This window comes from Streptomyces sp. MMCC 100 (assembly GCF_041538145.2).
Lineage (GTDB): Bacteria > Actinomycetota > Actinomycetes > Streptomycetales > Streptomycetaceae > Streptomyces.
Genome location: NZ_JBGORK020000001.1, coordinates 7,659,154 through 7,681,052 on the forward strand (window position 1 = coordinate 7,659,154; position 21,899 = coordinate 7,681,052).

General features: G+C 74.1%; 19 protein-coding genes. 13 read left to right on the plus strand and 6 right to left on the minus strand.

Features of this window, described 5'->3' with window-relative positions; all coding sequences use genetic code 11:
* Positions 1-60: 60 nt before the first annotated feature.
* Positions 61-1,725 (minus strand): diguanylate cyclase CdgB, encoded by a 1,665-nt coding sequence (cdgB, locus tag ABS735_RS35515; RefSeq protein WP_373904180.1) that lies wholly within the window; start codon positions 1,723-1,725, stop codon positions 61-63.
* Between the two features lie 361 nt (positions 1,726-2,086).
* On the opposite strand from cdgB, the gene ABS735_RS35520 reads away from it, so the two are divergent.
* On the plus strand, positions 2,087-2,695 hold the full coding sequence (locus ABS735_RS35520) for a flavin reductase family protein (protein WP_373904181.1): 609 nt from the start codon (positions 2,087-2,089) through the stop codon (positions 2,693-2,695).
* A 49-nt stretch (positions 2,696-2,744) separates the two neighbouring features.
* The gene (locus ABS735_RS35525; protein WP_373904182.1) at positions 2,745-3,299 is read left to right on the plus strand and encodes a GNAT family N-acetyltransferase; all 555 of its coding nucleotides are present in this window, start codon (positions 2,745-2,747) and stop codon (positions 3,297-3,299) included.
* On the opposite strand, the gene arfB is transcribed toward ABS735_RS35525, so the two are convergent.
* Positions 3,223-3,660, minus strand: coding sequence for an alternative ribosome rescue aminoacyl-tRNA hydrolase ArfB (gene arfB / locus ABS735_RS35530; protein ID WP_373904183.1), 438 nt, complete (start codon positions 3,658-3,660; stop codon positions 3,223-3,225). The two genes, ABS735_RS35525 and arfB, sit on opposite strands and share 77 nt — an antisense overlap.
* 157 nt (positions 3,661-3,817) lie before the next feature.
* On the opposite strand from arfB, the gene ABS735_RS35535 reads away from it, so the two are divergent.
* Both ABS735_RS35535 and ABS735_RS35540 read left to right on the plus strand, forming a co-directional pair.
* Positions 3,818-4,393, plus strand: a complete 576-nt coding sequence (locus tag ABS735_RS35535) for a TerD family protein (RefSeq protein ID WP_373904184.1) — start codon at positions 3,818-3,820, stop codon at positions 4,391-4,393.
* A 161-nt stretch (positions 4,394-4,554) separates the two neighbouring features.
* The gene (locus ABS735_RS35540; protein ID WP_373904185.1) at positions 4,555-5,970 is read left to right on the plus strand and encodes a M1 family metallopeptidase; all 1,416 of its coding nucleotides are present in this window, start codon (positions 4,555-4,557) and stop codon (positions 5,968-5,970) included.
* A 3-nt stretch (positions 5,971-5,973) separates the two neighbouring features.
* Here ABS735_RS35540 and ABS735_RS35545 read toward each other — a convergent pair whose 3' ends face one another.
* Positions 5,974-6,936 (minus strand): bifunctional GNAT family N-acetyltransferase/NUDIX hydrolase, encoded by a 963-nt coding sequence (locus ABS735_RS35545; protein WP_373904186.1) that lies wholly within the window; start codon positions 6,934-6,936, stop codon positions 5,974-5,976.
* A complete protein-coding gene (locus ABS735_RS35550) occupies positions 6,933-8,048 on the minus strand; it encodes an NAD(P)-dependent alcohol dehydrogenase (RefSeq protein WP_373904187.1) in 1,116 nt (371 codons plus the stop codon). Before ABS735_RS35550 ends, ABS735_RS35545 begins: the two co-directional genes overlap by 4 nt.
* 107 nt (positions 8,049-8,155) lie before the next feature.
* Here ABS735_RS35550 and ABS735_RS35555 point away from each other — a divergent pair, with 107 nt between their 5' ends.
* The 3 genes from ABS735_RS35555 (at position 8,156) to ABS735_RS35565 (ending at position 9,850) form a co-directional block, all read left to right on the plus strand.
* Positions 8,156-8,755 carry a TetR/AcrR family transcriptional regulator gene (locus ABS735_RS35555; RefSeq protein ID WP_373904188.1) on the plus strand — a complete coding sequence of 200 codons (600 nt, stop codon included), beginning with the start codon at positions 8,156-8,158 and terminating at the stop codon, positions 8,753-8,755.
* 61 nt (positions 8,756-8,816) lie between these two features.
* Complete coding sequence (locus ABS735_RS35560) at positions 8,817-9,317, plus strand: hypothetical protein (protein WP_373904189.1); 501 nt, start codon at positions 8,817-8,819, stop codon at positions 9,315-9,317.
* A 149-nt stretch (positions 9,318-9,466) separates the two neighbouring features.
* Positions 9,467-9,850, plus strand: a complete 384-nt coding sequence (locus ABS735_RS35565) for a hypothetical protein (protein ID WP_373904190.1) — start codon at positions 9,467-9,469, stop codon at positions 9,848-9,850.
* A gap of 11 nt (positions 9,851-9,861) precedes the next feature.
* Here ABS735_RS35565 and ABS735_RS35570 read toward each other — a convergent pair whose 3' ends face one another.
* Positions 9,862-10,584, minus strand: a complete 723-nt coding sequence (locus tag ABS735_RS35570; protein ID WP_373904191.1) for a pentapeptide repeat-containing protein — start codon at positions 10,582-10,584, stop codon at positions 9,862-9,864.
* A gap of 164 nt (positions 10,585-10,748) precedes the next feature.
* On the opposite strand from ABS735_RS35570, the gene ABS735_RS35575 reads away from it, so the two are divergent.
* The 3 genes from ABS735_RS35575 to ABS735_RS35585 all read left to right on the plus strand — a co-directional run bounded on the left by ABS735_RS35575 (position 10,749) and on the right by ABS735_RS35585 (position 14,502).
* Entirely contained in the window at positions 10,749-11,909 is a 1,161-nt protein-coding gene (locus ABS735_RS35575) for an NAD(P)-binding protein (RefSeq protein ID WP_373904192.1), read from the plus strand.
* A 93-nt stretch (positions 11,910-12,002) separates the two neighbouring features.
* A complete protein-coding gene (locus ABS735_RS35580) occupies positions 12,003-13,505 on the plus strand; it encodes an MFS transporter (protein WP_373904193.1) in 1,503 nt (500 codons plus the stop codon).
* Positions 13,506-13,620: 115 nt separating this feature from the next.
* Entirely contained in the window at positions 13,621-14,502 is an 882-nt protein-coding gene (locus ABS735_RS35585) for an aminoglycoside phosphotransferase family protein (RefSeq protein WP_373904194.1), read from the plus strand.
* A gap of 34 nt (positions 14,503-14,536) precedes the next feature.
* On the opposite strand, the gene ABS735_RS35590 is transcribed toward ABS735_RS35585, so the two are convergent.
* Entirely contained in the window at positions 14,537-17,788 is a 3,252-nt protein-coding gene (locus tag ABS735_RS35590; RefSeq protein WP_373904195.1) for a helix-turn-helix transcriptional regulator, read from the minus strand.
* Between the two features lie 309 nt (positions 17,789-18,097).
* Here ABS735_RS35590 and ABS735_RS35595 point away from each other — a divergent pair, with 309 nt between their 5' ends.
* The 3 genes from ABS735_RS35595 to ABS735_RS35605 all read left to right on the plus strand — a co-directional run bounded on the left by ABS735_RS35595 (position 18,098) and on the right by ABS735_RS35605 (position 21,883).
* Positions 18,098-18,799, plus strand: coding sequence for a helix-turn-helix transcriptional regulator (locus tag ABS735_RS35595; RefSeq protein WP_373904196.1), 702 nt, complete (start codon positions 18,098-18,100; stop codon positions 18,797-18,799).
* Between the two features lie 241 nt (positions 18,800-19,040).
* Entirely contained in the window at positions 19,041-19,718 is a 678-nt protein-coding gene (locus ABS735_RS35600; protein WP_373904197.1) for a Pvc16 family protein, read from the plus strand.
* A 188-nt stretch (positions 19,719-19,906) separates the two neighbouring features.
* Positions 19,907-21,883: an ATP-binding protein gene (locus ABS735_RS35605; protein ID WP_373904316.1), complete on the plus strand. Its 1,977-nt coding sequence runs from the start codon at positions 19,907-19,909 to the stop codon at positions 21,881-21,883.
* The last annotated feature ends 16 nt before the right edge of the window (positions 21,884-21,899 follow it).

A 21,899-nucleotide genomic window follows, 5' to 3' on the forward strand; every position in this document is an offset into this window, starting at 1 on the left:
TACCCGCTTCCGCTGACCCAAAAGGGTGACTCGGACCGCATCAACGCGCTGACCTGGTGATCATCCGGCCCGGCGATGCTGTTTGGGACGAGATCGTTTCTCGACGTACATCCGTTCGTCAGCCGACTTCAACACCTCGTCCGCCGTCATGCCGCAGTGCGCCCAGCCGATGCCGAAGCTGGCGCCCACGCGGACGGCCCGGCCCTCGGCCCGGATCGGCTGGATGATCTCGTTGCGCAGCCGTACGGCGAGGTCCTGGGCGTCGGCCCGGCCGAGCCCGTTGGCGAGGATCACGAACTCGTCGCCGCCGAGCCGGGCCACGGTGTCGCCGTCGCGGACCCCGCCGCTGAGCCGCCGGGCGACCTCGATGAGCACCGCGTCGCCCGCGTTGTGCCCGAACCGGTCGTTGATCGACTTGAAGCCGTCCAGGTCGCAGAAGAGGACCGCGAGCCCCTTGGTGCCGTCGTCGCGGCCGTCCGCGGGGGCCACGGCGTGCACGTGGTGGTCGAAGGCGCCGTACGGCTCGGCGGCGGCGGAGAAGTCGAAGGTGTGGCCGCCGGAGTCGAACACGGCGGAGTGTCCGTAGGCGGCGTCCATGGCGTCCGCCACGGCCGCGTGCGACGACTGCGGGCGCTGGCACAGCCGGGCGGCGAGCCGGGAGCGCAGCTCGGCGCTGTTCGGCAGGCCGGTGAGGGAGTCGTGGGAGGCGCGGTGGGCGAGCTGGAGCTCGCGGCGCTTGCGCTCCTCTATGTCCTCGACGTGGGTGAGCAGGAAGCGCGGCCCGTCGGCGGCGTCGGCGACGACGCTGTTGCGCAGCGAGACCCAGACGTAGGTGCCGTCGCGGCGGCCCAGGCGCAGCTCGGCCCGGCCGCCCTCGGCGGAGGTGCGCAGCAGGGTGCCGATGTCCTCGGGGTGCACGAGGTCGGAGAAGGCGTAGCGGCGCATCGAGGAGGCGCGGCGGCCCAGCAGGCGGCACAGCGCGTCGTTGGTGCGCAGGATGCGGCCGTGCTGGTCGCCGCCCATCTCGGCGATGGCCATGCCGGAGGGGGCGTACTCGAAGGCCTGCCGGAAGCTCTCCTCGCTGGCCCTGAGGGCCTGCTGGTCGCGTTCCAGGCGGACCAGGGCGCGCTGCATGTTGGAGCGGAGCCGGGCGTTGCTGATCGCGATGGCGGCCTGGAAGGCGTACATCTGCAAAGCCTCGCGGCCCCAGGCGCCGGGGCGGCGGCCGTTGCGCGGCCGGTCCACGGACAGGACGCCGATCAGCTCGCCGCTGCTGCCGCCGCCCTGGGGGCCCGGCGCGTACATCGGGGCGAAGAGCCGGTCCGAGGGGTGCCACTCGTCCTCGAAGCGGGGCGCGGGCCCGTCGGTGTACCACTGCGGGACGTCGTCGTCGTCGAGGACCCAGCCCTCGGTGTGGGGTATGAAGATCAGGTCGCCCCACTGCTCGCCCATGCTCAGGCGCCGGTCCCAGGACTCGCGGGAGCCCGAGCGGCCGGTGATGAGCGCCTCGGCGGCCTGGTTGCCGGCGAAGGCGGCGACGACGAGGTCGCCGTCGGGGCCGACCAGGTTGACGCACGCCAGCTCGTACCCGAGGGCCTGGACGACGCCGTCGGCGACGGCCTGCAGGGTGTCGGCCAGGCTGCGGGCCTTGTTCATGTCGGCCATGGCCTGGTGCAGCTGCCGCAGGGACGCAAGGCGGACATAGGGCTCCGAGTCGGTCTCCATGCTCGCCCTCCCCCCGAGACCTCGCAGTGAATCAAGGGTTCTCTTCGGCGCCTTTACTGATGGTGCCCTTGCAGGTTCCCCGCCACTGAATCACAGCGCGCTCCCCACTCGGTACACAGGGTCAACAATTACCGCTCCTTGTGACTCAAGTCACAGCGAAACCTGAACAATTGAGTGGGGTTTCTGCGTTTTCCCTGTGCGTTTACCGAACGCAAAGTTTGTAGGGATGCGCACGTCTCGTTCGTCCCTCTTCGGGGTCTTCTCCGGCGGTCTTCCCCGGCGGTCTCCTTCCATGGTCCTAGGCCCCGGTTCGGACCGGGGTCCGATGCCCGGCACCCGCCCCGGAGATTAGCGTGAGGGGGTGCCGAACACTCCGTCTCTCACGTCCCCCGGGTCTCCCGCGTCCCCCGCGACCCCGTTCCCGTCGCCCGCCTCCGGGCATTCTGAGGGGGTGAGCAACGAGGAGTTCCGTGCCGCCATGTCCCGGCTGGCCTCGGGCGTGGTCCTGGTGACCGCGCAGGAGCCGCCGCTGGACCCCGACGACCCACTGGCGCCCCGCGGCGAGGACGTCGGCATGACGGCCACCGCCTTCGTGTCGGTGTCCCTGGACCCACCACTGGTCCTGGTCAGTCTGCGCGAGGGCTCCCGCATGGACGACCTGCTCGACGAGCAGCCCCTGTGGGCGGTCTCCGTCCTCTCCGAGAGCCAGCGCCACATCGCGGGCCGCTTCGCGATGAAGGGCCGCGTCAGCGACCGCCTCCTGTTCGCGGACATCCCGTACGTGCGGGGCGAGGCGACCGGGGCACCCCTGGCGGGCGGCGCCCTGGCGACCCTGGAGTGCCGCACCGAGCAGCGGGTGCCGGCGGGCGACCACACCCTGGTGATCGGCCGGGTCCTGACCGCCGCGCTCCCGAGCGCGGACGGGGGGCCGCTGACGTACTTCCGGGGGCGGTACCGGCAGCTGGGCTGAGCGCGGAATCGGCTCGCTCGTTCCCCCACGGCCTGCCTAGGGTGCGCGCATGACGACCAGCGCCGGGCTCCGACTGGAGCCGATCACTTCCGCGAACCTCGACACCGCCGTCGGCGTCCGGGTGCGTCCCGACCAGGAGTTCGCGGTCGAGCCGGTGGTGAGGTCGCTCGCCGAGGCCTACGTCCACCACGGCGTCGCCTGGCCCCGGCTGATCGTCGACGGCGACCGTCCCGTCGGCTTCCTGATGGGCTTCTTCGACATCGACTGGTACGAGGACGGCAGCGTCCTGCGCTCCGGGCTGTGGCGGCTGAACATCGCGGCCGGTGAACAGGGCAGGGGCTACGGCCGGTTCGCCGTGGAGGCGGTGGCGGCGGAGATACGGCGCCGTGGCGGCGAGGAGTGCTACGTGACCTGGCACCCCGGTCCGGACGGCCCCGAGGGCTTCTACCTGGGCCTGGGCTTCCGGCCCGACGGGACGACCAGCGGGGGCCAGACGGTGGGCGTGCTGGACCTCGGCCGACCGGGTTTCAGTCCCAGTTCTTCGGGGAGCGCCCCCGCTTGGTCTCCGAGCGCTGCTTCTTCTCCCGCAGCCGGCGTTCGTTGATGCCGCGCGGGATGCGGGTCGGCCTGCGGGGCCTGGGCGGCGGCGCGGTGGCCTCGGCGAGGAGGGCGGCGAGGCGTACGGCGGCGGTCTCGCGGTTGCGCCACTGGGAGCGGTGCTCTGAGGCGCGGACGGTGACGACACCGTCGGACAGGCGCCCGGCCAGCCGCTCGAGCGCCCGCTGCTTCCACACCTCGGGCAGGGCCTCGGTCCGCGCCAGGTCGAAGCGGAGCTCCACCGCCGTGTCCGTGGTGTTGACGTGCTGTCCGCCGGGCCCCGAGGAACGCGAGAAACGCCAGACGAGCTCGGCCTCGGGCAGGGAGACGGAGCCGCGGATGACATGGGGACCGGACATGCCTTCCATGTTCCCGCCGCCGGGCGGCCCACGTCACCCGAATATCCCGATCCCGCTCTTGGCAAAGAAAGTAAAGAGACGTGGAACCTTGTGGACCCCTCTCGACGTTCATGGTGGTAGCTGTAGCTTTCTTGCCGTACGTAAACGAGGGAAGGGACTCCCAACAATGGCTGTAAGCCTGTCCAAGGGTGGCAACGTCTCGCTCACCAAGGAGGCTCCGGGCCTGACCGAAGTCACCGTGGGGCTCGGCTGGGACGTCCGCACCACCACCGGTACCGACTTCGACCTCGACGCCTCCGCGATCGCGGTCAACACGCAGGGCAAGGTCTACTCCGACGCCCACTTCGTGTTCTTCAACAACAAGCAGACGCCGGACAACACGATCGTCCACACCGGCGACAACCGCACCGGCGAGGGCGCCGGCGACGACGAGGCGATCAACGTCAACCTGGCCGGCCTGCCGGCCGACGTCGACAAGATCGTCTTCCCGGTCTCGATCTACGACGCCGAGAACCGCTCGCAGAACTTCGGCCAGGTCCGCAACGCCTACATCCGCATCCTCAACCAGGCCGGCGGCGCCGAGATCGCCCGCTACGACCTGTCCGAGGACGCGGCCACCGAGACCGCGATGGTCTTCGGCGAGCTGTACCGCAACGGCGCCGAGTGGAAGTTCCGCGCCGTCGGCCAGGGCTACGCCTCGGGCCTGGTGGGCATCGCCCAGGACTTCGGTGTGAACGTCTGACGTTCACCCACCCGTTCGTTCCGTACGAAGGCCCCCCGGATGTCCGGCCGGGGGGCCTTCGGCGTCCCGTCGGCAGGGCATCGGAGCAGAAAGCCCGGGGGTCGGTCCCGACAGCCGGTCCGAACGGGCGTTTCACGTGAAACCCCCCATAGGATCACGTCGTGCGCACCTCCACCCCCCGTCTGCTCGTGACCGCCGCCACCGCCCTCGCCCTCGCGGCGTGCAGTGGCGGCGGCGCGGTCGACGGCACCCCCGGCGGCTCGGGGGTGCGCGACCCGTACTTCCCCAAGGCGGGCAACGGCGGCTACGACGTCGGACACTACGACCTGACCCTGGAGTACGTCCCCGGTCCCGGCCCCGGGCGCCTCACCGGTACCGCGACGATCACCGCCCGCGCGACCGAGGAGCTGTCCGCCTTCGACCTGGACCTCAAGGGCCTGGACGTCGAGGAGGTCAAGGTCGAGGGCCGGGACGCCCGCTTCAACCGGGCCGGGCAGGAACTGACCGTGCGCCCGGCCGACGAGCTGAACGACGGGGAGACGTTCCGCGTGACCGTCCGGTACTCCGGCGAGCCGGAGACCATCACCGACCCCGACGACTCCGAGGAGGGCTGGCTGCCCACCGCCGACGGCGCGGTCGGGCTGGGTGAGCCGACGGGCTCGATGGCCTGGTTCCCCGGCAGCCACCACCCCTCCGACAAGGCGACGTACGACCTCGCGGTGACCGTGCCGGAGGGCCTCGGCGTGGTCTCCAACGGCGAGTTGCGGGACGAGCGGACCCGGGACGGCCGTACGACGTTCACCTGGCACACCGCCGAGCCGATGGCGAGCCATGTCGTCACGGTCGCCGTGGGCGAATGGGAGACCGACCGCTCGGCCACGGACGACGGTCTCTCCGTCTACACGGCGGTCGACCCGACGCAGGCCGACGCGAGCCGGAAGGTCCTGAAGCGGATCCCCGAGATCATGGACTGGGCGCAGGAGAACTTCGGCCCCTACCCCTTCACCTCCACCGGCGCGATCGTCGACCGCGACGAGGACGCCGGGTACGCCCTGGAGACCCAGAACCGGCCCTACTTCCCCGGCGCCCCCGACACCGTCCTGCTCGTCCACGAGCTCGCCCACCAGTGGTACGGGAACTCCGTCAGCCCGAAGACCTGGCGGGACATGTGGCTCAACGAGGGCTTCGCCACCTACGCGGAGTGGCTGTGGGAGGAGGACCACGGCGGCGACTCGGCCCAGGAGTCCTTCGAGGCGCTGTACGACGGGACGTACTACGACGACGAGGCCGCGAACGACTCGATCTGGGCGTTCCCGCCCGCGGACCCGCCCGACGCGGCGCACATCTCCGAGAGCCCCGTCTACCAGCGGGGTGCGATGGTCCTGCACAAGATCCGCGAGACGGTCGGCGACGACGCCTTCCGGGAGCTGCTGAGCGGCTGGGCCGCCGCCCACCGCCACGGCAACGCGGACACCGAGGACTTCACGGCGTACGTGGAGAAGTCTGCGCCGGGCGAGGACTTCTCGGAGATCTGGGCGGACTGGCTGCGCGGGGACGGCAGGCCGGAGAGCCCGTGAGGCTCACCCCTCGAAGGCGTCGAGCAGCAGGGCCAGGTCCGGCGGCCAGAGCGGCTCGGGCGCCTCGGCGAGTTCGGCCGGGGTCCACCAGCGCCAGGTGAGGATGCCGTCCGCGGCGTGGGCGGCGGCGAGGTGGGGGCCGGTGGGCTCGCGGCGAGGGCCCTGGGCGACGTAGATGTGCTCGTACTGGCGGACGGGGCCGACGCTCAGGTGCGTGAAGTCGTGTTCCCAGGTGCAGAGCAGGGGGCCCGGCTCCAGGTCGGTCCAGCCGGTCTCCTCGCGCACCTCGCGCAAGGCGCCCTCGCGGGGACTCTCGTCCGCCTCGAGGCCGCCGCCGGGCATCGCCCAGTGCACGCCGACCTCGACGTTGTCGTAGCGCAGGAGGAAGACCGCGCCCTCGGGGTCGAGCACGGCGACGCGGGCGGCGTGGCGCGGGACGCGCGGCTTCGCGCTCTCCAGTTCCCTGCGCAGCACCGTGCAGGGGCGGCCGGCGCCCAGGTCACGACGGTGGTCCAGGACCGTGTAGCCGAGGGCGGTCCAGAAGGCGAGCGCGTCGGTGTTGCCGTCGAGGACGGCGATCCGTACGGCGGTGCGGCCCGCGGCCCGGAAGCGGTCCTCGACGAGGGAGGCGAGCCGTCTGCCGTGGCCCTGCCGCGTCAGGCCCGCGTCCACCATCAGCAGGCCGATCCACGGGTCGGGGTCGGACGGGTCGGGGTGCCGGGCGAGCGTCACCGCGACCCCGGCCAGCCGGCCCGCGTCCCGGGCGAGCAGCACCTCGGCGCCCGGCCGCGCCAGTTCGCCGGCGAGCGCGGCCGCCACCTGCTCCGGGCGGATGTCCTCCGGGTCGGGGAAGTCGCCGCTGAGCGCGTGGAAGGCGCGGTGGGAGGCGTAGAGGGCGGTGAGCTCGGTGAGAACGGGGCCCGGGATGTCGTGGTCGGGGGTGAGGGCGAGCGGGGTGAGGATCACGGGGGCAAGGTACCCGCCGCTCGGCGGCGCGGCCCGCCCCGGCGCCCGGGTCGGTCCAGGTCGGACAGGTCGAGGACGAAGCGGTGGCGGACGTCGCCCCTGTCCAGACGGTCGAGGGCCTCGTTCACGCGGGCGGAGGGGAGGAGTTCGATGTCGGCGGTGATGCCGTGCTCGGCGCAGAAGGCCAGCATCTCGGCGGTGCCCTTCCGGCCGCCGCTGCCCGCGGAGCTGAGCTTCTTGCGGCCGATGAGCAGGTCGAGGGTGTCCAGCGTGACCGGTCCGATGTGCCCGAGGTGGCTGAGCGTGCCGTCCAGGGCGACGAGGCGCAGGTAGGCGCTCAGGTCGTGCGGTGCGGAGACGGTGTCGATGACGATGTCGAACCGGTCGCGGGCGGCGGCCGTCTGCTCGGGGTCCGTCGAGACAAGGAGTCCGCGGGCGCCCAGGCGGCGGGCGTCGTCGGCCTTGGCGGGCGACCGGCTGACGACCGTGGTGTCGGCGCCGAGCGCGACGGCGAACTTCACGGCGAGGTGGCCGAGACCGCCGAGACCGGCCACGGCGACGCGGGTGCCGGGTCCGGCACCGAGGGCGCGCAGGGGCTCCCAGACGGTGATCCCGGCGCACAGGAGCGGCGCCGCGGCCGCCGGGTCCAGGCCGGCGGGGAGGGCGTACGCGAACCGTTCGCCGAGCACGTACTCGCGGGAGTAGCCGCCGAGGGTGGTCGAACCGTCGACGCGGTCGGTGCCACCGTAGGTGAGGGTGGGGAAGGCGTGGCAGAAGTTCTCCTGGCCGATCCCGCACATGGCGCACGCGCCGCACGAGTCGACAATGTTGCCGACGGCGACCGGGTCGCCGGCCCGGAAGCGGGTGACCCCGGCCCCCGTCGCGGTCACCACGCCCGTGAACTCGTGTCCCGGGACCAGGGGCTCCGGATCCCCGTCGGCGGCGCGGGCCCGGACAGCGTGCAGGTCGGTGTGGCAGACGCCGCAGTAGTCGACCCGGACGGCCAGGTCGTCGGGGCGCAGGTCGCGCCGGTGCAGCGGGGCGCGCCGCAGCACCCGCGTGGTGGCGGCGCCGTCCGGGGCCTGCGCCTGCCAGCCCACAGTGGTCCTCATGGCTCTTCCCAGCTCCTCAGACAGACTGTTCGGTCTGTTTGAGCGTAGCGCGCCTGCCGCCCAAGGCAAACCAACTGTTCTGTTTGGCCGTGCGGTACCCTGCGGACATGCCCGACCGCCTGCCCGACCAGCCCCTGACCTCGCGCGGGGCCGCCACCCACCGGCGCATCCTGGACGTCGCCACCCGGGAGTTCGCCGAACACGGGATCGCCGGGGCGCGCGTCGAGCGGATCGTGGCCGCCGCACGCACCAACAAGGCGCAGCTCTACGCGTACTTCGGGAGCAAGGACGGGCTCTTCGACGCGATCTTCTTCGGCTCGCTGGACCGCATCGTGAACGTCGTGCCGATCGACGCCGACGACCTCGCGGACTGGGCCGTGCGCCTCTACGACGAGTATCTGCGCCGACCCGACCTCATCCGGCTGGCCACGTGGGCGCGGCTGGAGCGGCGGCCGGCGGGGCACCTGGTCGACGACGCCGACCGCCGCGACGACGCCAAGCTGCGCGCCATCGCCGAGGCGCAGGCGGCGGGCCGGGTGCGGCCGGGGGACCCGTTCGACGTGCTGGCCCTGGTCATCGCCATGTCCATGGCCTGGTCACCGGTCAGCAACGTCTACGCTGCGACCGCCGACGAGCCCGAGGACGTGCACGAACGCCGGCGCGCCGTGCTCCGCGACGCGGTCCGCCGCGCCACGTCGCCGCACTGACCGGGCTCGCGGCGGGGCTGCGGCGCGTGGCCCGTTCCGGGTCCGTGACACCATCACCTGCGTGCTCGACATCGGCTACGCCCTCTCCACCCGCTTCCCGGACCCGCCGCAGACGGACTACCGCCGCGCGGACGTCCACGCCCTGCGGCACGACCTGTTCTGCGGGGACGTGTATCTCGCCGACACCAAGGCGGACCGGGAGCTGTCCACAGCCTGGGGATGGGTGCCGGTGCTCGACTTCGCGTGGGCGCTGTGCGACATCGTGGAGCAGATCGACCGGGACCCGGCGGGTTCCCGGGCCGCCCGGCCGCAGCGGGCGGAGCTGGACTTCACCGAGTCCACCGACCGCCTGCTCTTCGAGCGCCGCTTCGGCTGGGTCGACATCGAGGCGGAGTGGCTCCCGGCGACGGAGCCCCCGCTGTCCTTCTCCCACACCGAACTGCGCCGGGAGGCCCGGGACTTCCTGCACGACCTGCTCGCCGACCTCTCCGACCTGCACGAGGACCTGGCGGACAACCCGGCGATCTGGTCCCTCCAGTCCCGCTTCCCGCGCGTGCCCTGAGCGTCCTGGCGGTTCGGCGCAGCGCGACCGGCAGCAGAGCCCTTGAATCGCATGCGGACGGAGTGTCGACCCTCTATACCTCAATGGCAGGGTCCCACGCCGTCGCGTTGAGCCCGCCGGCCAAGTGCTCGCTGCCTGTGGAGCCTTACGTGACAAGTGACCTGGCCTTCCGTCCCCTTACCGGTCCGGAGGAGATCCAGCTCTTCAATGCTCTGCCCGGCCCGTACAACGACCGTCTCGCCGAAGACCTCCGGAACGGACACTGCGGGGCGGACTGGATGTGGCTGGCCCCGCGAGACGGCCGACCGGTGGCACGGGTCGGCCGGTGGTCCCGCAGCGGCAGCAGGCCCGACGTCGTGTCGGGGTCCGCCCGGACGCCGAACCTGCTCGCCGAAGGGACCCGCCTGCTGACCGCTCAGGGCGCCGAACGCGTCACCGCGGACACCGATCTGGGGAACCGGCCGATGGCCCGGGCCTTCGAGCGTGCCGGGTACGACGACTTCGCCGGGCGCATCGACATGCGCTGGGACTGATCGGCCACCTCCTACCCCTCCGCCACCACCCGCACCCCGAGCTCCGCCGCCAGCACCGGTGCCAGGTCGAGGAGCTGGGCGGGGCTGATCACCGCCCCCGAGAGGCGGTCCACGCCGCGGGACAGTTCCAGTGGGGCGGCGCCGCGCAGGTCGACGTCGGTGAGGGTGGCCGCGCTGAGGTCCGCCTGCTTGAGCGCGCAGTCCACGAACTCGACCCGCTCCAGGCGGGCGCCCCCGAAGTCCGGCTCGACCAGGACGCAGCTCTCGAAGACGACGTCCTTGAGGCGGGCCCGGCGCAGGTTGAGGTAGTCGATCTTGCCGCCGCGGACCAGGACCCGTTCCAGTACGGCGCCGTGCAGCTGGGTGCCGCCGAGGCGGGCGTCGAGCAGCTCGACGTCGCGCAGGGCCGCCTCCGCGAGGTTCGTGCCCACGCCCCGGACGCCGGTCAGGACCGTGTCGAGCAGCCGGGCCCGGGGCAGCGACGCCTCGTCCAGTGCGCAGCCGGTCAGCGCGCAGTCCATGAAGCGGGCGCCCGCGCCGTCCTGGCCGGTGAGGTCCGTCTCCCGGAAGTCCAGCGCGTCGTAGTCCCCGTCCGGCTCCAGTCCCCCGTCGTCCTCGTACGGCTCCAGCGGCGGCAGCCGCAGCTCCGGGCGCCTCGCCCCGCGCACCGTCGTCGTACCACGCCCCGTCGTCGTACCGCGCCCGCCCGCCGTTCCCGCCGCTCTCCTCGCCATGGACCCATGCTGCACCCCACCACTGACAACCCCCTCCGACCTGCAAGAACATCCCCTCTCCCGGCCGCATGTCACATCCGGCACCCCCTCGACCGTCGTACAGGCATACACGCGCCGCGCCAGGCGACCCGACCGCGACCCCGACCCGAGGGAGAACCCGAGCCATGCATCGCATCACCGTCATCGGCGGCGGCTTCGCCGGACTGACCGCGGCCATCACCGCCGCCGAGGCGGGTGCCGAGGTCACCGTCCACGAGGCCCATCACACGCTCGGCGGGCGGGCCCGCACCGCCGACGGCCCCTACCGGACCAACGACGGCCCGCACGCCCTCTACAACGGCGGCCCGCACTGGGCCTGGCTGCGCCGGCGCGACCTGATCGGCCCGCTCGCGCCGATCCCGCCGCTGGAGGCGGCCCGGCTGCGGCTGCGCCACAAGGGAGCGCTGCGCCGCACCCCGCCGTTCGCCATGCTGAAACTGCTGCGCCGGGGCGTCGGGCCCGCGCCGGTCGACTCCGACTTCCTGACCTGGGCGACCGGGATCGCGGGCGAGGAGGGCGCCCGGGCCGCCGCCCACTACTGCGCCGTCGCCCTGTTCCACCACGATCCGGGGTCGCTGTCCGCCGCCTTCGTGCAGGAGCGGCTGCGCCGGGCCGCCAAGCTGCCGCCCGAGGCGCACTACCCTCGCGGCGGCTGGGGCGGGGTCGTGGACCGGATGGCCGCCCTGGCCTGGAACCTCGGCGTCCGGATGGAGACGGTCTCCCGCGTGGACACGCTGCCCACCGACACCCCCGTCATCCTCGCCACCTCCCTCGACGCGGCCCGCCGCCTGCTGGACGACCCCTCGCTGACCTGGCCGAGCGGCCGCACCACCCTGGTCGACCTGGCCGTACGGACCCGGCGCGGCGACGCCTTCGCCGTCTCCGACCTGGACGCGCCGGGGTGGATCGAACGGTTCACCGCCCAGGACCGCACGCTCGCTCCGGCGGGCGAGCAGCTGATCCAGGGGCAGATCCCCATCGCGCCCCACGAGTCGAAGGCCGACGGCACCGCACGGGCCGAGCAGCTGCTCGACCTCGGCCTGCCCGGCTGGCGCGAGCGGCTGACCTGGCGGCGCGAGGCGGTCGCGAACGGCCGTACCGGCGCCGTCGACCTGCCGGGCAGCACCTGGCGCGACCGGCCGGCCGTCGACCGGGGCGACGGCGTCTACCTCGCCGGTGACCAGGTCGCCTCGCCCGGTCTGCTCTCCGAGGTCTCCTTCAACAGCGCCCTGACGGCGGTCTCCCTCGCCCTCGGCCGCCGCGAGCTCGACCTCAAGCGTGCCTGAGGTCGTCGGGTGGGCCCGTACCGTCCCGCAGCGGCTGCGCCGGCGGCTCGCGCAACGGGTGCGATACGCCCCGAATCATGGTCTTCTGGCCAGATGAGTGGCTCCCGGACAGGTGGTCCCGCCGCACCCGCACAGGCCGACCCCCACCGCTGGTGGGGGCTGGTGGTGATCGCCCTGGCCCAGCTGATGGTCGTCCTCGACGCGACGATCGTGAACATCGCGCTGCCCTCGGCCCAGCGCGACCTGGACATGTCCGACGCCAACCGCCAGTGGGTGATCACCGCGTACACCCTCGCGTTCGGTGGTCTGCTGCTGCTCGGCGGGCGGGTCGCGGACCTGGTGGGGCGCAAACGCACCTTCGTCATCGGGCTGATCGGCTTCGCCGCCGCCTCCGCGATCGGCGGCGCCGCCACGACCTCGGCGATGCTCTTCGGCGCCCGCGCCCTCCAGGGCGTCTTCGCCGCCGTCCTCGCGCCGTCCGCGCTGTCCCTGCTGACGACGACCTTCACCGACCCGAGGGAACGTGGTAAGGCCTTCGGCATCTACGGCGCGCTGGCCGGCAGCGGTTCCGCGATCGGCTTCATCGTCGGCGGCGTGCTCACCGAGTATCTGAACTGGCGCTGGTGCCTGTACGTCAACATCCCCATCGCCGTCATCGCCGTCATCGGCGCGTTCGCGCTGCTGCACGACCGGCCCGGCCACGCCGACGCCCGTCTCGACGTGCCCGGCGTGGTCCTCGGCTGCGGCGGTCTCGTCGCCCTCGTCTACGGCTTCAGCGAGGCCCAGCCCCGGGGCTGGAGCGATCCGCTGGTGCTGGCCCTGTTCGCCCTGGCCGTGGTCCTGCTGGCCGCGTTCGTGTGGTGGCAGACCCGCGCGCCGACGCCGCTGCTGCCGCTGCACGTCATCCGGGAACGCAACCGCGCCGGCTGCTTCCTGACGATGATGCTGGCGGTCATCGGCATGTTCGGGCTGTTCCTGTTCATGACCTACTACCTCCAGGTCATCCTCGGCTACTCCCCCGTGCGGACCGGTCTGGCGTTCCTGCCGCTGACCGCCGCGATCGTCGTGGGCTCCACCCAGATCTCCGCCCGGCTGCTGCCGCACGTGGGCCCGCGCATGCTGATGGTGCCCGGCATGCTCCTCGCCTCGGGCGGCATGGTGATCCTCACCCGGATCACCGTGCACTCGGAGTACGTCTCCGAGATCCTCCCGGCGCTGCTCCTGATGGGCCTCGGCATGGGTCTGACCTTCATGCCGGTGTTCTCCACGGCCACCGCCGGGGTCGCCCCGAAGGACTCCGGCGTGACCTCCGCGACGGTCAACACCTCGCAGCAGGTGGGCGGCTCGATCGGTACGGCACTGCTCAACACCATCGCGACCAGCACCAGCGCGTCCTGGATCACCGCGCACCTGACGGACCCCGCTCAGCGGGAGCTGGTCGTGCGGGAGGGGATCGTGCACGGGTACACGGTCGCCATCTGGGTGGCGGCCGGGGTCATGTTGCTGGCGGGGGTGGTCGCGGGGGTGATGGTGACGGCGAAGGCGCCGAAGCACGGCCATCCGGCGGAACGACCGGCGCGGGAGCCGGTGGGCTGAGGCCGGGGGTGCGTGGCCCGGCGTGGCGGGGTGCCTCCCAGGCCGTTCAGGCACTGGTGGGGGAGGCACGACCGCACGCGGCGGCGGCGAGGGAGGCGCCTGTAGCGTCGGGTGGGTGATTGTCGTACCCGAAGGGCTCGCGGCCGCTCAGGCGAAGTACAACGGGGAGGCGGGGCGTGCCTTCGTCGAGGGGCTGCCCGCGTTGGCGGGCGGGTTTCTGGAGCGGTGGGAGCTGCGGCTCGACGGGCCGTCGATGCACGGGTGGGCGGCGCTGGTGCTGCCGGTCGTGCGCCGCGACGGCACCGAGGCCGTGCTGAAGCTCCAGATCCTCGACGCGGAGACCGAGGGCGAGCCCGTCGCGCTGCGGGTGTGGGGCGGGGACGGCGCGGTGCGGCTGCTCGACCACGACGCGGCCACCGGGACCATGCTCCTGGAGCGCCTGGACGCCGGCCGCATGCTCAGCCGTGTCGAGGACTCCCGCGAGGCCGTGCTGGTCATCGCCCGGCTGCTGGCCCACCTCACCGCGGCTCCCGCGCCGCCGGGCGTGCGCCGGCTCGGGGACATCGCGCGGGGCGTGCTCGAGCGGACGCCCGGGACGCTGGAGCGCATCGAGGACCCGGCGGACCGGCGGCTGGTCGCCGACTGCGCCGCCGCCGTGCGCGAGGTCGCCGACGAGCCGGGCGACCGGCTCCTGCACTGGGACCTGCACTACGAGAACGTCCTCGCCGCGGACCGGGCCCCCTGGCTCGCCATCGACCCCAAGCCGCTGGCCGGCGACCCCGGCTTCGACCTGCTGCCCGCCCTCCACAACCGCTACGACCCGGGCGAGACCCGGTGGCGTTTCGACGCCATGACCGACGTCCTCGGCCTCGACCGGGAGCGGGCCCGCGCCTGGTCCCTCGGCCGCGTACTGCAGAACTGCCTGTGGAACGTCGAGGACGGCGACCCGCCGGAGACCGGGCAGCTGGAGATCGGGCGGCTGCTGCGCGGTCTGTGAGGAGCGGCGCGGCCGACCCGGCTCCCGGTGGTCCTCAGCACCGGGTGTCGGGGTGCGGTTCCCGTTCCCGGCGTCCGCCGCGCGCCAGCGCGCCCGGCAGTTCCGTCCGACGCCGTATCCGCAGCTTGCGGTAGGTGCTGGTCAGGTGGGTCTCCACGGTGCGCCGGGCGAGGTGGAGGAGTTCGGCTATCTCGGTGTTGGTGCGGCCGTCGGCGGCCAGTTCGGCGATCCGCCGCTCGCTGCCGGTCAGTGCCCCGGCGCCGGTGCGGGACGCCACGGAGCCCCGGGCGCCGCCCTCGCGCAGGGCCTGCCCGGCCAGGGTGAGCCAGCGCAGGGCACCCTTGCGTTCGGCGAGTTCCGCCGCCTCGCGCAGCCGGGCCCGGGCGCGTCCTCGCTCGCCCGCGCCCAGGAGCTGGCGGCCCTGGGCGAGCAGCGCGGGGATCAGCTCCATGTCGGTGTCGGCGGGCGCGTCGCGCAGCGTCCGTACGGCTTCCTCGGCCAGCTCGAGACCGCGCCGCCCGCCGGTCGCGGTGCCCAGCACGCGCAGGGCGCGGCCCACGGTGCGCGGGGTGTTCCACACCCTGGCCAGCCGCAGTTCCTCCGTCGCCAGGGCCAGCGCCTCCGGGCCGCCGCCCAGCGCCAGCCGGCACTCGGCGATCGCGGTCCGCCACGGGGTCACGACCGGGCTGATCACCTCGCGGGCCGCCTGGCGCCGCCCGCACTCCAGGAAGTCGTGCAGGGCGCCCGCCGGGTCGCCGGTGGCGGCGCGCAGTACGCCCCGCGCGTACAAATAGCGGTTCAGCTCCCAGTTCTCCGGCACTTCGCGCAGGTCGAAGCGGTCGGCGTGGCGCAGGGCCTCGTCGGTGCGGCCGGTGTGGACCAGCGCCATCAGGGCGTGGGCGTCCCGGTTGGTGGGACCGGGGCCGGGTCCGGGGTCGGCGGCGAGGGCGAGCAGCCGGGCGTGGTCGCCGCGGGAGGCAACGATGTCGGCGCGGGTGTTGAGCAGCGCGTGCTGCATCGGGTGCAGCAGGGCGGGGTGCTGTCCGGCCAGACCGCGTTCCACGAGCCGTTCGGCCTCGTCGAGTTCGTCGGCCCACTGGGCGACCGCGGCGGCCGTGCCGAGCAGGAAGGGCTCGGCGAGCGGGTCGGTGGGCTGCGCCAGCAGCTTCCGTACCCGGGTCATCGCCTCGTCGGCGGAGATCAGCGCGGCCGTCGCCGCGTACCGCACCAGCAGGGCCTGACCGGCGGTGCCGACCAGTTCCGGGGAGTGCCGGCCGGTCTCGGACAGCCACCGGTACACCTCCTGCCGGGTCGCCAGATCCTCGTCGGACAGCAGCGCGGTGGCGGTCTGCACGGTGCGGGCGAGCCCCGGGTGCCCGGACAGGCGGCCCTCGGTGCGGCGCAGCACCTCCATCGCCGTACGGATCTCCCCGCGGCCGGCCAGGGCGGTGCCGAGGGCGACGGCCGTGCGCACCTGGTTGCGGGGCTCGGCCGGCAGGTGCTGGGCCTCGGCGAGCCGCGCGATGGCGGCCGGGGCGTCGGCCGACGCGTACTCCAGGGAGCCCAGTTCGGTCAGCAGCCGCTGCCGGAGGTCGTCGGTCAGCGGTTCGTCCAGCGCCCGGCGCAGATAGCCCACGGCGTCGGCGGGCCGCGCGTCGTGCACGGCGACGGTCACGGCGTCGCGCAGGACGCGCAGCGCCCAGGACCGGCCGACGGCCGGGGTGCGCAGCAGGTGCCGGGCGACCGCCTCGACCCGGTCGCCGCGGCGCAGCATCGCCTCCGCCGCCGCCCGGTGCACGGCCTCGCGGCGCGGCCGGGGCCAGCCGCTGAGCACGGCGTCGCGCAGCAGCGGGTGCGCGTAGCGGGGGCGGCCGCCCGCGTCGGGGCGCAGCAGACCGAGCCGGGTCATGGCGGCGAGCCACCCCTCGATCCGCACGGGATCGGCCCCGGCCGCCTCGGCGAGCACGTCGACCGGGTCCCCGGCCGGCCCCCGCGCCGCGGGCGGGGAGGGGGTACGCGAGAGCGTCGCCCGGTGCGGGGCGTGCGCGGGCGGATCGGTGCGGCCGTAGCCGGCGGCGCCGGGTGCGGGTTCCGGGCGGCCGTCGTAGGGGGCGTGGACCGGGGGCGGGTACGGGGACAGCGGGTACGGCGCCTCGGCGGTGGGCTCGGTGGGGTGCGGGTAAGGGCCGTGCTCCTGCGGTTCCGGGAGGAGGTCCGGTCCCCCGAACGCCGGGAGGGCCGTCCCGCCCGCGAACGGCGACGGCGGCGCCTGCGGGTCCCGGTCGCCGTCCCCCGCGTCCGCGCTCCACACGTCCCGGCAGCCCGGGGCGGTGTCACCGGACCGGCGCGTCCGCACCGCCGGTGTGTCGTGCGGGTGCCGGTGCACGGGCTCGAACAGCGGCCCCTGCGGGTGCGTGAGGGCATGCCGAAGCGCGCCCCGGCGCGGCGGCGGGCCGGCGGGCCAGGCCTGTTCCAGGGCCGCGAGGCAGCGGGCCACGTCGGCCGTCGCCGGGCCCGCGCTGTTCAGCCACCAGGAGACGGCGGCCGGGTAGGACCCGGGGTACAGCGCGGCGCAGCTCTCCGGCACGGGCGGGACGCCGTCGGGGTGCGGGGTGCCGCCGAGGTCGTCCAGCAGGGCGTGCAGGAGCAGCGGGCTGCCCGCGCCGGCCAGTACGACCTCCCGCGTCCACGGCGCGGACGCGTTCGGGAAGGCGTCGCGGACCAGCCCGGCCGCCGCCGCGTCGCTGAGCGGGGCGAGGGTGTGGGTGCGCACCAGGGACGGCGACAGCGCCTGGGTGAGTCCGGGGGGCCGCGGATCGATGTCGTACTGGCTGCGCTCGGTGGCGACCAGCAGTACCGGTAATCGGTCGACGTGCCGGGCCGCCTCCGTCAGCCAGCGGCGCGAGGCGTCGTCGGCGAGGTGGACGTCGTCGACGGCCACCAGTACTGGGCCGTCGGCCGCGTACGAGCGCAGCAGCCGCCACAGCCGGGCCGCGCTGCCCCGGTCGTCGCCGCCGGGCGCCATGTCGGTGAACTCCGGCACCGGGCCGAGGAGATGGAGGACCATGGCGAAGGGCACCGAGGTGTCCTCGGGCGAGCAGCGCACGCTCAGCACCCGCAGGCCGCGGTCCTCGGCGTGCCGGGCGGCGGTCTCCAGTACGGCGGTGCGTCCGGTGCCGCTGGCGCCGCGCAGCAGGACGAGGCGGCCGGCGCCGGCCCGTGCGCGCTCGATCTCGGCGGCCAACAGCGCGTGGGCGTCGTCGCGTTCACGGAGCGGTCCGGTCATCGGTGCCTCCTGTGGTGGATGGTGCTCCCCCGGTGTGTGAGACGAACGACCGCGGTGAAGGGTGGTCCGAAGTGGCGTGGGTCACGGTCCCGCGCGGCCGTCCCCACGGGCCCCCGCGTCCTTGCGCGAGCCCTGTGACCTGCCCGGACACCTGCTCGCCGGCCACTTGTGGCGGCCGGCGCGCTGGTCTCGTGGTGTTCCTCGTGGTGGTCCACGATTGCGAAGTCCCAGCAGTCCCATAAGTGTGGAACACGCACATCCGCTACCGGCCTGTGCCGTATTGCGGGCTCGTGAACAGGGGGGAAACGGTTGCTCAACTCACCCCGGAACACCACCACATCCATCACGACCGCCACCTCGGCCCGCGGCTCCGGCGGAGCCGTCGGCGTCGTCGACCGGCGGGTCCCGGTGGCGGTGTCCGCTCCGGACCCGATCAGCCGCGAGGGCGCGGTCAGCCAGTTGCGCCGGCACCCGGAGATCGACCTGCGCGAGGAGTCGGGGCCCGGCACGGTGGCCCTGCTCATCGAGGACGCGCTCGACGACGCGGCGCTCACCCGGCTGCGCCGGATCGTGCGCAGCGAGGGCGCGCGCGCCGTGCTCGTGATCGGCGCGATCCGCGAGAGCGAACTGCTCGACGTCGTCGAGTGCGGTGTCGGCGCGATCGTCTGGCGGCACGAGGCCACCGCCCACCGGCTGGTGCAGGCCGTGCTGGCCGCCTCCCGCGGCGACGGCGACCTGCCCGCGGACCTGCTGGGCCGGCTCATCAGCCAGGTGGGCACCCTGCACCGGGGCGCGGCGGGCCGCCCCGGCGCCCCCTCGCTGGGCCTCGCACCCCGAGAGGTGGACGTCCTGCGGCTGGTCGCCGAGGGTCTCGACACCGGGGAGATCGCCGGCAAGTTGTCCTACTCCGAACGCACCGTCAAGAACGTCATGCACGGACTCACCACACGGCTCCATCTGCGCAATCGCGCCCACGCCGTGGCCTATGCCCTGCGGGAAGGCTACATCTGACCGAACGGGCAATCGCATGCGGACCCTTCGGTCCGCACGGGCAGGACGTCCTGCCCGACCGTCGTCCCCGTGGCGCGTGCGGGCGGGAAGGCCCGGGGGCACGATCGACGACGGATGCCGATGACGGATACCGATGACGGACATCCACGGCGGCATCGACGACGGGCATCGGTGACAGGCGGCAGCAGGCGAACCGTGCGGTCCACGTGCGGTCGGGGCAGGGCAAGGCGGGAGCGCGAGCGTGATCCACGAGGTGGACGAGGTCCTCAAGGCCCTCCTCAAGAGCGGGGCGTTGACGGACTCCGGCATCGACGTGGCCTTCGAGGCACCCACCCGTGACTGGGCGGCCCGGCGCAACGCCCCCGTGGTCAACACCTACTTGTACGACATCCGCGAGGACGTGAGCCGTCGGCAGCGCGGCCAGGTGGCGGTGCGCGACGAGGACGACATCGTCGTCAAGCGCCGCCAGCCGCCGCGCTGGTTCCGGCTGTCGTACCTGGTGACGGCCTGGACGAAGACCCCGCAGGACGAGCACCGGCTGCTGTCCGCCGTCCTGGCCACGCTGCTGCCCCGCGAGCTCCTGCCGCCCTCCGAACTCCCGGGCTCGCTCGGCGCGCTGGGCCTCTCCGTGCCGCTGACGGTGGCCGGCATCCAGACGGAGTCCCGTTCCCTCGCCGAGATCTGGTCCGCCCTGGGCGGCGAGCTGAAGCCGTCCCTCGACCTGGTGGTGACCGCACCCTTCCCGGCCTTCCCCGAGTACGACGCCGGGCCCCCGGTCACCGAGGGCGCGACGGTCCGGGTCGGCGGCATGGAGGGCGACCCGCCGGTGTCCGGGGGACGCTCGCACCGGCCGCACCAGGTGGCGGCCGCGCGCGCCGCCCGCAAGGGCACCCCGGACGGCCGTACGAAACGACAGTGACGCCAGTGACGACTGTGAACACCCCCGACACCGACCCACCGGCCGCCACCCCGAACACCCCGTCGGATCCGTCCACCCTGCCCACCCTGGGCACCCGGTCGGGCCCGTCCACCCCGTCCGCCCCGCCCGAACCGCCCGAACCGCCCGAACCGTCCGACCCGGCCGCCAAGGCCGACGACCCCGCGCAGGTGCTGCTCGCCCGGCTCGGCGTCCTGCGGGAACGGGTGACCGCGCTGGTCGAGCACCGCACCGCCGACGACCCCACGGCCGACGATCCGCTGCGCGGCCTGTACCTGCCCGACGAGGCCGTCCACCACCTGCTGCGCACCTGGCCCTCCGGCGCCGGTGCGGCCGGGGCGGCCGGGGAGCCGCCGGTCCGCGCCGGCGGCCCGGACGGCCCCGGGGACCGGCTGGCGCGGCTGGTGGGCCGGGCGCGGCTGACCGAACTGGACACCGCCGTCCTGCTCGTCGCCCTCGCCCCCGACGTCGACCGCACCTTCGAGCCGCTCTACGGCTACCTCAACAACGACGTGAGCCGCCGACGCGCCACCGTGGGCCTCGCCCTCGACCTGTGCGGGGTGCCCGCGCACGCGGCGGCGGCCCGCGCCCGGTTCCACGTCTCCGCGCCGCTGCGCGCCCTCGGCCTGCTGGAGGTGGAGGAGCCCGAGCGTCCCTTCCTCACCCGTTCGCTGCGGGCCCCGGACCGGCTGATCGGCCATCTGCTCGGCGACGACACCCCGGACGCCGCGCTCCTGGGCCTGCTGCTCCCGATGCCGGACCCGCTGCCCGCCGCGGGCGCCGACGCCGAGGCGTTCGTGGGCCGGCTGGCCGCCCTGCTGCACGAGGGCCCGCTCACCGCCTACCTGCGCGAACCGCGCGAGGGCGACGGCCTGGCCGCCCTCGCCTCCGCCCTGGACGCCGCGGGCATCGACGCGCTGCGCTGCACCGAGCCCGCGGACCACGTGCCCGAGCTGCTGCGCGAGGCCCGCCTGAGCGGCCGGGCGGTCGTGGTGGCGGGCCTGCCCGAGAAGCCCGGCCCGCTGGTGCGGGCGCTGACCGCGGTGAGGGACGTGACCGTACTGCTGACGGACCCCCGCCCGTACGACCCGCACTGGTCGCCGTCCGACCCGCTGGTCCTGGACGCACCGGGCCGCCGGGCCGGTGGCGCCGCCGCCTGGCGGGCCGCGCTGGGAGCCGACGCCGACGGGTTCGACCTGGCCACGGCCGTCGCCCCGTACCGGCTCGGCGGGGACCGCATCCGGCGGACCGCACACACCGCCCGCGCCCTCGCCGCCTTCGACGGCACCCCGGTCTCCGCCGACCACGTCCGGCTCGCCGCCCGCCGGCAGTCGGCCTCCGGCCTGGAGAGCCACGCCCGGCGCATCCGGCCCGCCGTGGACTGGCGGGACCTGGTCCTGCCCGACAAGCCCCTCGTCCAGCTGCGCGAACTCGCCCTGCGCGCCCGCCACCGCGACCGCGTCCTCGGCGACTGGCGGCTCAGCGCGGGCGGCGGACGGGGCCGGGGCGTCCTCGGCCTGTTCGCGGGCGAGTCCGGCACCGGAAAGACCCTGTCGGCCGAGGTGGTCGCCGCCGACCTGGGCCTCGACCTGTACGTGATCCAGCTGTCGTCGGTCGTGGACAAGTACGTCGGCGAGACCGAGAAGAACCTGGAACGGATCTTCACGGAGGCCGACCGCACCGACGCCGTGCTGCTCTTCGACGAGGCGGACGCCGTCTTCGGCAAGCGCTCCGAGGTCAAGGACGCACACGACCGGTACGCCAACATGGAGAGCGCCTACCTGCTCCAGCGGCTGGAGTCCTTCGACGGCATCGCCCTGCTCACCACCAACCTGCGGGCCAACATCGACGAGGCGTTCACCCGGCGCCTGGACCTGGTGGTCGACTTCCCCTTCCCGGACGTCGAGCAGCGCCTGGCGCTGTGGCGGCACGGCCTGTCGCGGGTTCCGTCCGCCGACGGCATCGACCCCGAGCCGCTGGCCCGGGAGTTCGAGCTGGCCGGCGGCTCGATCCGCAGCGCCGTGGTCACCGCCGCCTACCTCGCCGCCGGACGCGACGACACGGTGACGGCGGACGACCTCCTGGAGGGCGCCCGCCGTGAGTACCGCAAGGCCGGTCGGCTGGTCCCGGGGGAAGGCGGCTGGTGACCGCCGGGACCGCCTG

Coding starts and splice junctions, on each gene's coding strand:
- cdgB (WP_373904180.1), bottom strand. CDS start 1,725: ATGGAGACCGACTCGGAGCCCTATGTCCGCCTTGCGTCCCTGCGGCAG.
- ABS735_RS35525 (WP_373904182.1), top strand. CDS start 2,745: ATGACGACCAGCGCCGGGCTCCGACTGGAGCCGATCACTTCCGCGAAC.
- arfB (WP_373904183.1), bottom strand. CDS start 3,660: ATGGAAGGCATGTCCGGTCCCCATGTCATCCGCGGCTCCGTCTCCCTG.
- ABS735_RS35535 (WP_373904184.1), top strand. CDS start 3,818: ATGGCTGTAAGCCTGTCCAAGGGTGGCAACGTCTCGCTCACCAAGGAG.
- ABS735_RS35550 (WP_373904187.1), bottom strand. CDS start 8,048: ATGAGGACCACTGTGGGCTGGCAGGCGCAGGCCCCGGACGGCGCCGCC.
- ABS735_RS35555 (WP_373904188.1), top strand. CDS start 8,156: ATGCCCGACCGCCTGCCCGACCAGCCCCTGACCTCGCGCGGGGCCGCC.
- ABS735_RS35570 (WP_373904191.1), bottom strand. CDS start 10,584: ATGGCGAGGAGAGCGGCGGGAACGGCGGGCGGGCGCGGTACGACGACG.
- ABS735_RS35575 (WP_373904192.1), top strand. CDS start 10,749: ATGCATCGCATCACCGTCATCGGCGGCGGCTTCGCCGGACTGACCGCG.
- ABS735_RS35580 (WP_373904193.1), top strand. CDS start 12,003: ATGAGTGGCTCCCGGACAGGTGGTCCCGCCGCACCCGCACAGGCCGAC.
- ABS735_RS35590 (WP_373904195.1), bottom strand. CDS start 17,788: ATGACCGGACCGCTCCGTGAACGCGACGACGCCCACGCGCTGTTGGCC.